The sequence below is a fragment of the Streptomyces sp. NPDC093801 genome (assembly GCF_040701585.1).
Classification (GTDB): Bacteria; Actinomycetota; Actinomycetes; order Streptomycetales; family Streptomycetaceae; genus Streptomyces.
In genome coordinates this window covers 1-1,967 of record NZ_JBFBDP010000112.1, presented here as the reverse complement: position 1 = coordinate 1,967, position 1,967 = coordinate 1, and the positions used below count along the sequence as shown (strand labels likewise).

Genomic DNA, 1,967 nt, shown 5'->3' with positions numbered 1-1,967 from the left:
CCGGTCGCACAGTTCAGACCGATCATGTCGATGCCGAGCGGCTCCAGCGCCGTCAACGCCGCACCGATCTCCGAACCCAGCAGCATCGTGCCGGTCGCTTCCACCGTGACCTGGACGATCAGGGGGAGGTCCCCCATCCCGCACCAGTCCAGCGCCCGCCGCGCGCCGATGACGGCGGCCTTCGTCTGGAGGAGGTCCTGGGTGGTCTCGACGAGGAGGGCGTCCGCGCCGCCGCGGATCAGGCCCTCCGCGTTCTCCTGGTAGGCCGCGCGCAGGCGGTCGTAGGCGATGTGCCCGAGGGTGGGGAGCTTGGTGCCCGGGCCCATGGAGCCCAGGACCCAGCGGGGCCGGCCGTCGACCGCCGTGAAGGCGTCCGCGGACGCGCGGGCGATGCGGGCGCCGGCCTCGGAGAGCTCGTAGATCCGGTCCTCGGCCCCGTACTCGGCGAGGGCGGCCAGGTTGGTGCCGAAGGTGTTGGTCTCGACGCAGTCCACGCCCACGGAGAAGTAGGCGTCGTGGACCGAGCGGACGATGTCGGGGCGGGTGGCGTTGAGGATCTCGTTGCAGCCCTCCAGCCCCAGGAAGTCGTCCGTGGTGGGGTCGGCGGCCTGGAGCATCGTGCCCATCGCTCCGTCCGCGACCACCACGCGGGTCGCGAACTCCTCCCTCAGTGACCGTCGCATCTCATTCCAGTCCCCTCAGGTGTTCGGACAGTTCCGCCTCGCTCCGCGGCCCGTAGGCGGAGCGCAGCCGGGCCAGCAGGGCCTCCCGGGTCAGCCGGTACTCCTGGGTGCCGGCGTGGTCCAGTACCGTCGCCGCGACCGCGCAGCCCAGCTGGGCCGCGTACTGCTCGGGTACGCCCCAGGCCGTCCCGGCGAGGAAGCCGGCGCGGAAGGCGTCGCCGACTCCGGTGGGGTCGACGACCCGCGCGACGGGCACCGCGGCCACGGCCAGCGGTGCGCCTCCCGCGGTGCGGATGCGTACGCCGTCCTCGCCGCGGGTGGTGATCCAGGAGCCGACGCGTTCGAGGACCTGCTCCTCGGTGAGCCCGGAGCGTTCGCAGAGCAGGGCGGACTCGTACTCGTTGGTGAACAGCCGCGTGGCGCCGTCGAGCAGTTCCCGCACCTCGTCCCGGGTGAGCCGGGCGAGCTGCTGGGAGGGGTCGGAGGCGAAGGGGACGCCGAGCTCTCGGCAGGCCCGGGTGTGGCGGAGCATGGCGCCGGGATCGTCCGGGGAGACCAGGACCAGGTCGGGGCGGCCGGTGCGGGCGACGACCTGGTGGAGGTCGATCTCGCGGGCCTCGGCCATCGCGCCCGCGTAGAAGGTCGCGATCTGGTTCTGCTCCTCGTCGGTGGTGCAGACGAAGCGTGCCGTGTGGAGGGTGTCGCTGACGCGTACGGAGTCGGTGTCCACTCCGTGGTCCTTGAGCCACACCCGGTACGGCTCGAAGTCCCCGCCCACCGCACCCACCAGCAGGGGGCGCAGTCCCAGTACGCCCAGGCCGAAGGCGATGTTCGCCGCCACCCCGCCCCGCCGTACCTCCAGGTGGTCGGCGAGGAAGGACAGGGAGACCCGGTCCAGCCGGTCCGCCAGCAGCTGCTCGGTGAACCGGCCGGGGAAGGTCATCAGGTGATCGGTCGCGATGGAACCCGTGACAGCGATCCGCATGTCAGATTCCGGCTGCCTTGCGCAGCGCGTGCACGCGGTCGGTGCGCTCCCAGGTGAAGTCGGGGAGCTCGCGGCCGAAGTGGCCGTAGGCGGCGGTCTGGGAGTAGATCGGGCGCAGGAGGTCGAGGTCGCGGACGATCGCCGCCGGGCGGAGGTCGAAGACGGCGGAGACCGCTTCCTGGATCCGCTCGTCGGACAGGGTGCCGGTGCCGAAGGTCTCGACGAAGAGGCCGACGGGCTCGGCCTTGCCGATCGCGTAGGCGACCTGGACCTCGCAGCGGGCCGCGAGGCCGGCGGCG

Annotated in this window: 3 protein-coding genes; all 3 read right to left on the bottom strand. The window is 72.4% G+C overall.

From position 1 onward, the window contains the following. The coding region (locus tag AB0469_RS41110) for a homocysteine S-methyltransferase family protein (RefSeq protein WP_366456728.1) at window positions 1-683 on the bottom strand (683 nt) is incomplete at its 3' end. Window position 684: 1 nt separating this feature from the next. Then, window positions 685-1,668 carry a carbohydrate kinase family protein gene (locus AB0469_RS41105; protein ID WP_366456727.1) on the bottom strand — a complete coding sequence of 328 codons (984 nt, stop codon included), beginning with the start codon at window positions 1,666-1,668 and terminating at the stop codon, window positions 685-687. 1 nt (window position 1,669) lies between these two features. Next, the coding region (locus tag AB0469_RS41100) for a methionine adenosyltransferase domain-containing protein (protein ID WP_366456726.1) at window positions 1,670-1,967 on the bottom strand (298 nt) is incomplete at its 5' end.

Bases quoted from the DNA above. Each gene is read 5' to 3' on its own strand.
- AB0469_RS41105 (WP_366456727.1), bottom strand. From the start codon at position 1,668: ATGCGGATCGCTGTCACGGGTTCCATCGCGACCGATCACCTGATGACC.